The organism is Candidatus Dadabacteria bacterium (assembly GCA_026708565.1).
GTDB lineage: Bacteria > Desulfobacterota_D > UBA1144 > Nemesobacterales > Mycalebacteriaceae > Mycalebacterium.
This window is the reverse complement of record JAPOUR010000012.1, coordinates 20,654-27,735: the sequence shown is the minus strand read 5'-3', so window position 1 is coordinate 27,735 and position 7,082 is coordinate 20,654. Positions and strand designations below refer to the sequence as shown.

9 protein-coding genes are annotated in these 7,082 nt (G+C 60.0%); all 9 read left to right on the top strand.

The features are described from left to right. Positions 1-595: hypothetical protein (locus OXF42_02130; GenBank protein MCY4046894.1), on the top strand; the 595-nt coding region annotated here is incomplete at its 5' end. A 162-nt stretch (positions 596-757) separates the two neighbouring features. Beyond that, positions 758-1,495 carry a metal-dependent transcriptional regulator gene (locus tag OXF42_02125; GenBank protein ID MCY4046893.1) on the top strand — a complete coding sequence of 246 codons (738 nt, stop codon included), beginning with the start codon at positions 758-760 and terminating at the stop codon, positions 1,493-1,495. Then, on the top strand, positions 1,492-2,457 hold the full coding sequence (locus OXF42_02120; GenBank protein MCY4046892.1) for a zinc ABC transporter substrate-binding protein: 966 nt from the start codon (positions 1,492-1,494) through the stop codon (positions 2,455-2,457). Before OXF42_02125 ends, OXF42_02120 begins: the two co-directional genes overlap by 4 nt. 14 nt (positions 2,458-2,471) lie before the next feature. Beyond that, positions 2,472-3,224: a metal ABC transporter ATP-binding protein gene (locus OXF42_02115; protein MCY4046891.1), complete on the top strand. Its 753-nt coding sequence runs from the start codon at positions 2,472-2,474 to the stop codon at positions 3,222-3,224. Positions 3,225-3,233: 9 nt separating this feature from the next. Beyond that, positions 3,234-4,079, top strand: coding sequence for a metal ABC transporter permease (locus OXF42_02110; GenBank protein MCY4046890.1), 846 nt, complete (start codon positions 3,234-3,236; stop codon positions 4,077-4,079). Continuing rightward, positions 4,079-5,002: a metal ABC transporter permease gene (locus tag OXF42_02105; GenBank protein ID MCY4046889.1), complete on the top strand. Its 924-nt coding sequence runs from the start codon at positions 4,079-4,081 to the stop codon at positions 5,000-5,002. Before OXF42_02110 ends, OXF42_02105 begins: the two co-directional genes overlap by 1 nt. 31 nt (positions 5,003-5,033) lie before the next feature. Continuing rightward, on the top strand, positions 5,034-5,312 hold the full coding sequence (locus tag OXF42_02100) for an integration host factor subunit beta (GenBank protein ID MCY4046888.1): 279 nt from the start codon (positions 5,034-5,036) through the stop codon (positions 5,310-5,312). A gap of 10 nt (positions 5,313-5,322) precedes the next feature. After that, a complete protein-coding gene (gene def / locus OXF42_02095) occupies positions 5,323-5,883 on the top strand; it encodes a peptide deformylase (protein MCY4046887.1) in 561 nt (186 codons plus the stop codon). After that, on the top strand, positions 5,884-7,053 hold the full coding sequence (locus OXF42_02090) for a pyridoxal phosphate-dependent aminotransferase (protein MCY4046886.1): 1,170 nt from the start codon (positions 5,884-5,886) through the stop codon (positions 7,051-7,053). The last annotated feature ends 29 nt before the right edge of the window (positions 7,054-7,082 follow it).

The window sequence follows — 7,082 nt, the reverse complement described above, 5'->3', positions numbered from 1 at the left end:
CGGAACAGGGCGTCTTGGGCTTGAAATGTCCGCAAGATCAAGCGGCGGCGTTGGCGCTTCTCTGGCGCTGGCATACAGGGGCGACTTCGGAGACGCGGCCTCGGGCAGCGGCCTTGAACTCGGCGGCGGCCTGAACTTTGCCGCCCGCTCCGTCGGCCTGAGTGTTGACCTTGACGGCCGCGTATTGGTTCTCCAGAGCGATGACCTGAAAGAATACGGCTTCTCCGGCGACATATCCTGGTCGCCGCGCGGCAAGGAAAAAGGCCCGTATGTGTCCTTCCGCCCGTATCTGGGAGCCACCGGCGACAAACGCGACACCCTTTGGGACCGCAGAATAGAGGACATGAGCATTGACTCCTCGGCGCAGCGGAAATACGAACTTGAATTCGGCTACGGGATGCCTCTGATGCGCGACAGCGGAACGGTGAAGGTGTTTGCCCGCGGCGACATTGAAGACGGCGAGACAACCACAAAGTCCGGCGGTGTGGACATTGAAACAGTCGGCGGCGTAACCGCAGGCTACGAAACCGTTGACCGCATAGGCGGAGCGCCGGTTGAACACCGCGGCTACATAGAGTTTACGAAACAGTTCTAAACCGGGGCATAGCCCCACAACCCCACACGGACAGACACGGACGGTTGCGGCTCCGCCGCTTTTGGATTAATGGCGGGGGTTTCTCTGCGTCCGTGTTTGTCCGTCCAAAGTTTCACCTTTGCCGTATTTGCTTTTTAGCCCCGCCTCATATATAAATTAGGCATGCCTAATTTTGAAGGAGGAGCCATGTGCAGCCAAACCACTCAGGATTACCTGAAAGCGATTTACGAACTGTCGGAACGCTCAGACAGGGTTATGACCAAAGACATTGCGGCAAAACTCAAAGTTTCCCCACCCTCCGTTACGGAGACGGTCAGAAAACTCGCCGCGAAAAAACTGCTTGTTCACAAGCCGTATCGGGGCGTCCGGCTGACCAAAGCGGGCGAGAAAATCGCCCTTGAAATGATAAGACACCACCGCCTCATAGAACTCTATCTTCAAGAGGCGCTCGGCATCCCGTGGGACAAGGTTCACGAAGAGGCGGACAGATGGGAACACTTCATATCCGAGGATGTGGAAGACAGAATGGATGAAAAACTGGGCTTCCCGACCGTTGACCCGCACGGGGCGCAGATACCCACCAGAGACGGCGTTTTGCTGCTTCGGAGAAAGTGCGAGACGCTCAGCAATCTTGCCGCGGGCGACAGCGGGGTTGTCGCCGAGGTGAGCGACCATGATTCGGAAATGCTTCAATACCTTGGGGAAAAGGGCATGTTTCCGGGCGCGGCAATAACGGTGAAAAATGTTGAGCCGTTTGACGGGCCCATCACCGTAACGGTGAACGGACGGAAGCACAGCATAGGCGGAGGCATAGCGCAGCACGTGTCCGTTACCGATGTGCGCAAAGCCGACACCCGCAAGACAGATGTCCGCAAAGCGGCGGGGGGAGGCGGAAGATGAGACTGCTTGCGTTTGTTATTTTTCTATTCGCCGCCGCGCCCGCGCTCTGCCACGAGACGGGCATGCCGCACAGCCACGGCGGCATAAAGGTTGTTTCCACAACCGGCATCGTGAATGACGTGGTTGTGAATGTGGGCGGCGGCAGGGTGATGGCAAAGTCCCTCATGGGCTCCGGCATTGACCCGCACCTCTACAGGGCGACCGCCGGAGACATCAGGACTCTTGCGTCCGCCGACATCATCTTTTATCACGGGCTTCACCTTGAGGGGAAAATATCCGACGTGCTTGAGGGCATGAAGAGGCGCGGAAAAAACACCGTTGCCGTAACGCGCGGCATTCCACGGGATATGCTCATTCCGGCGGGCGGGACATCCTATGACCCGCATGTGTGGTTTGACCCCCGGCTGTGGAAGTTCGCCGTTGAGGCGGTCGCGCAGGCGCTTGCCGCCGCCGACCCCGAAGGGGCGGACTATTATGCGGAAAACGCCCGCGCCTATATGGCGTCTCTCGGCAAGATTGATGACTACGCCCGCGCCATGGCGCGGCAGGTTCCGCCGGAAAAGAGGATAATCATCACCTCTCACGATGCGTTCGGATATTTCGGCAGGGCTTACGGCTTCAAGGTGGCCGCGCTTCAGGGCGTCAGCACGGTTTCGGAGGCGGCAATCTCCGATGTTCTCCGCGTAACGGGGCTTATAGTCAAAAACCGCCTGCCCGCAATTTTCACCGAAACCTCGGTTTCGGAACGTTACATAAAGTCTGTCAGGGAGGCCGCAAAACGCGCGGGCGTGAAGGTCGCCATAGGCGGCAAACTTTATTCGGACGCTTTGGGCGCGCGCGGCTCCGGGCATGAGACCCTCGGCGGCATGTTCACCCACAATGTTGATGTAATATGCTCGTCCCTGTCCGGTCGCAAGGTTGCCGGAGCCGGGGCTGAAACTCCCGCGCCCTCCCGCTTTTAGACGGCTTTTCCGCCATGGACAATTCGCTTGAAGTTGACGGGCTGACGGTCTGCTACTCCGGCGACGCCGCCCTGTGGGACGCCTCATTTTCCGTTGCGCGCGGCTCGCTTATGGCAGTGGTGGGACCCAACGGGGCGGGCAAAACCACCCTGATAAAAGCGGTTCAAAACCTTGTTCCGAGGGCGGCGGGGGAAGTCTTGTTTTTCGGCGGCCGCTACGAGGCGGCAAGAAGATCGGTCGCTTATGTGCCGCAGCGGGGCAATGTTGACTGGAATTTCCCCGCAAGTGTCAAAGATGTGGTTCAGATGGGCACGTATCCGTCCCTCGGCTGGATAAGGAGGCCCGGAAAAAAGGAGCGGCGCAGAACCTTTGAGGCGCTTGAGAAAACGGGGCTCGCCCGCCTCGCGGGCAGGCAGATAGGCGAACTTTCCGGCGGTCAGAGGCAAAGGGTTTTCATAGCGCGCGCCCTTGCGCAGGATGCGTCTCTTTATCTTATGGACGAGCCGTTTCAGGGAGTTGACAAGACAACCGAAACCGCCGTCGCCCGGCTGATGAGGGAAATGAGAGACGGCGGCAAAACCGTTGTCGCCGTTCACCACGACCTCGGAACCGTGCCCGATTACTTTGACTCCGTTACCCTGCTCAACCGCAATGTTATCGCAAGCGGCGGGGTCTCCGGCGTGTTCACCGATGAAAACATCCGCCGCGCCTACTCCCCGGCTTCCGCAACGGAGGGGAAGCGCGGCGGCGTGAAACCAAACCCGTAGGCGGCTCGCATGGGGTTTTTCGCCGAAATGTTTACCGACTACACGGTTTCGGTGATTCTGTCCGGAACCGCCCTTCTGGGGCTGGTCTCCGGCATGTGCGGGGCGGTTGTGTTCGTGAGGAAGGAAACCCTGCTTGCGGACGCCGTATCCCACGGCTGCCTTCCGGGGGTCGCGCTCGGTTTTATGGCGGCGGGCGGCAAGTCATCCCCGGCTCTTCTGGCGGGCGCGTTTGTTACCGCTTTTCTTGCGGCGGGCTTTGTGCGGCTCGCCCGCTCGGTTCCCGCAATCAAAACCGACAGCGCTCTCGCCATGGGCGTTTCCCTGTCGTTCGGGGTCGGCATTGTTCTTCTGACCGCCATACAGAAGTCCGGCGCGTCCGGGCAGGCGGGGCTGGACAGGTTTCTTTTTGGTCAGGCAAGCGCCATGTCCCTTGGCGACCTCAAAACCATACTGCTCGCCGGGGCGGTCATCGCGGCGGGGCTGGCGGTTTTCTGGAAGCAGGTCAGTCTGGTCTGCTTTGACGGCGAATACGCGCGCGCCGCCGGGTTCAGAACGCGCGCGGCGGGATTTTTCATAAATACCGCGCTTGTCTGCGTAACGGTGGCGGGCGTTGAGACGGTGGGGGTTGTGCTGATGTGCTCAATGCTTGTCGCGCCTGCGGTCGCCGCAAGGCACTTGACCGGGGGGCTGGGCGCCATGGTGGTTGTGTCCGCAATTTTCGGGGCGACCGGCGGGGTTGCGGGGTCGGTGGCGAGTTGGAAAATTCCGGGCGTTCCCACGGGGCCCGCCATAGTGATTTGCCTCACGGCGGCGGCGGTGTGCGCCCTGATTTTGCGCCGGAGGGCTGAAGCCTGATGAGCCCGGAAGCCGAAATACGGGCGGTCGCGGCCCTTGTGTCGGTGAGTTGCGCCGTTATAGGAACTTTTCTGGTTCTGAGGGGCAAGGCGATGGCGGCGGACTCAATAAGCCACTCCATACTTCCGGGAATAGTCGCGGGTTTTCTTCTGACCGGCAGCCTGTCATCGCCGCTTATTGTTCCGTTCGTGTTTGCGGCGGCGCTTCTGAGCGCGTTTCTCTCCGAGACGCTCTCGCGCAGCCGGCTCATGTCCGCAGACTCTTCAATAGCGTTTGTATATCCGTTCCTGTTCAGCGCGGGCGTGATACTGGTGTCAAAATACGCCGGGAAAGCCCATCTGGATGTTGACTCCGTTCTGCTGGGTGAGATAGCGTTTGCCCCCCTTGACCGGCTCACATGGGGCGGCGCGGATTTGGGGCCCGTTTCCCTTTATTCCGCAGGCGCGGCGGCGCTTGCGTGTCTGCTTTTTGTGTCGCTTTTTTACAAGGAATTGAAGATGTCAACCTTTGATGAGACCGCCGCGCGGACGGCCGGATTGTCTGGTCGGGTTCTTTCCGCGTGCTTCTGGGCGGTGGTGTGCTTTACTTGCGTTTCCGCTTTCAGCGCGGCGGGCTCGGTCATGCTCATAGCCCTGATAACCACGCCCCCGTGCTGCGCCCTTCTTCTGACGGACAGGCTTTCCTCCGCCCTTGTTCTCGGTGCGGCGTTCGGCGCGTTCGGCGCGTTTGCCGGTTTTGAAGCGGCGGCGCATTTCAACACCAACATAGCGGGAGCGGTGGTTACGGTTCTCGGAGCCGTGTTTCTGGTTGTCCTCGCGTTTGCGCCGAAAAAGGGGCTTGTTGCCCGCGCCCTCAGGCGGCGGGCGCAAAGGGCGGAGATAAAGGCGGCTCTTGCGTCCGCCCGCCGGGGCGCTTGCGTTTGAGCGCGCCGCTGTTAGGCTAACTGCCGTTGCTATGACCAGATCCGAGATGGCAAGAAAAATCTCCTACAAGTTCCGGCTTTCCGGTTCCGAGTCGGAAAAAGCGCTTGACGCCATAGTGAAAGGAATGGAATCCGCCGTGTCGTCCGGCTCGCGGGTTGAGATAAGGGGATTCGGAAGTTTCTACACCAAGGACTGCAAGCCCTACACAGGCAGAAATCCGCGAACCGGAGAGAGTGTCAGCGTGGAGGCGAAGAGGCTTCCGTGCTTCAGGCAGGGCAAAGACATAAAAAAGTCCTTAAAAAGGGTTTGACTCCGGGGACATGGCCTTACTTGACATCCTGCTTTACCCCGACCCCGGACTGAGAAGGAAAAGCGCCAAGGTTCAAAAGATAGACGCCTCCGTGCGCCGCTTTCTGGATGATATGGCTGAAACCATGAAGGCGGCTCGCGGCATAGGGCTTTCCGCCCCTCAGGTGGGAAGGAACATAAGGGTTGCGCTGGTGTCGGACGCGCGCGATTTTGAATCACCGGACGGGGATGAAAATGCAAAGCCGCCGCAGGATATGCCCGTTATAGAGATGATAAACCCCGTTTTCAAAGGCGGCTCCGGACGGGAATTTGATACGGAGGGCTGCCTGAGCATTCCGGGTTTCATCGCAAAAGTGGGGAGAAAGAAAACCGTTGAGGTTGAGTGGCTCACACGGGACGGCGAAATCCGCTCCATGACCGCGGGCGGCCTCACGGCGAGAATAATCCAGCACGAAGCCGACCACCTTGACGGAATTCTGTTTGTTGACCGCCTGAGCCGTCTCAAAAGGGAGATGATGTTCAAAAAAATGGACAGGGCTTTTGCCGACCGCGAAGATGAGGGGGAAGGGTAGATGCCCCCGGACGCAAACATAATTAAGGCGTCGCGCCTTGCCGAAGGGGTCGCCCCCTTTTATGTGATGGAGGTTCTTGAGCGGGCGACCCGCATGGAGAGCGGCGGCACGGACATTGTCCACCTTGAGGTGGGGCATCCCGACCTTCCGACCGCCCCGGAGGTGTGCGAGGCGGCCATGGACTCCATAAGGCGTGGCGAGACCGGTTACTCTCCGAGCCCCGGCATAGAGCCGCTCAGGGAGGCGGTTGCGGAATCCGCCAACTCGCGATACGGGCTCAGCCTGACCGCCGACAACATACTGATAACCTCCGGCAGTTCGCCCGCTCTGCTTCTTGCGATGATGTGCGTTGTGAACCCCGGCGACGAGGTTGTCATAACTTCGCCCTGCTATGCGTGTTATCCGGGCGTCATCAGGGCTGCGGGAGGCGTTCCCGTGGAGGTTCCGGTTTATGCCGGGGAGGATTACCGGATTGACATCGGACGGGTGAGGAGGGCGCTCAATCCGAAAACAGCGGCGATAATCATCAACTCTCCCTCCAACCCCACCGGGGCCGTTCTTGATGACGATGCGCTTGGGGCGGTCTGCTCGCTGGGTCTTCCCGTGGTGTCGGACGAGATATACCACGGGCTTGAATACGGCGTGAAGTCGCGCTCCGCGCTGAACCACACGGAGCGCGCAATTGTGGTGAACGGATTTTCAAAACTGTGCTCAATGACCGGCTGGCGGCTCGGCTACATGGCGGCGCCCCGCGAGGTAATACTGGCCGCCCGGAAACTTCAGCAGAACCTGTTTATATCGCCCAACATGTTTGTTCAGCACGGCGGCATTGCGGCGGTAAAAAGCGTTGTGCCGCGCGCGGGAGAGATAGCCGCCGCTTTTTCGGAGCGCAGAGACGCGATGGAGCGGGAGTTGAGGCGCATAGGGCTTCCTCCGTGCGGGCGGCCGCGCGGCGCTTTTTACATGTTCGTCAAGCCCCCCGGCGGGGCGGGGCGCGACTCGCGCGCGCTTGCGTTTGACATCCTTGAGAAAACCGGAGTCGCCGTTACGCCCGGTGTTGACTTCGGAAGCGAGGGGGAGGGGCATTTGCGCCTCTCGTACGCCAACTCCGTTGCCAACATAGAGAAGGGCGTAAGAAGGCTGGGAAGTTATCTGGCGGGTTCCGGTTGAACGCTTCCGCCGCCGGTGTATTTTTAAGG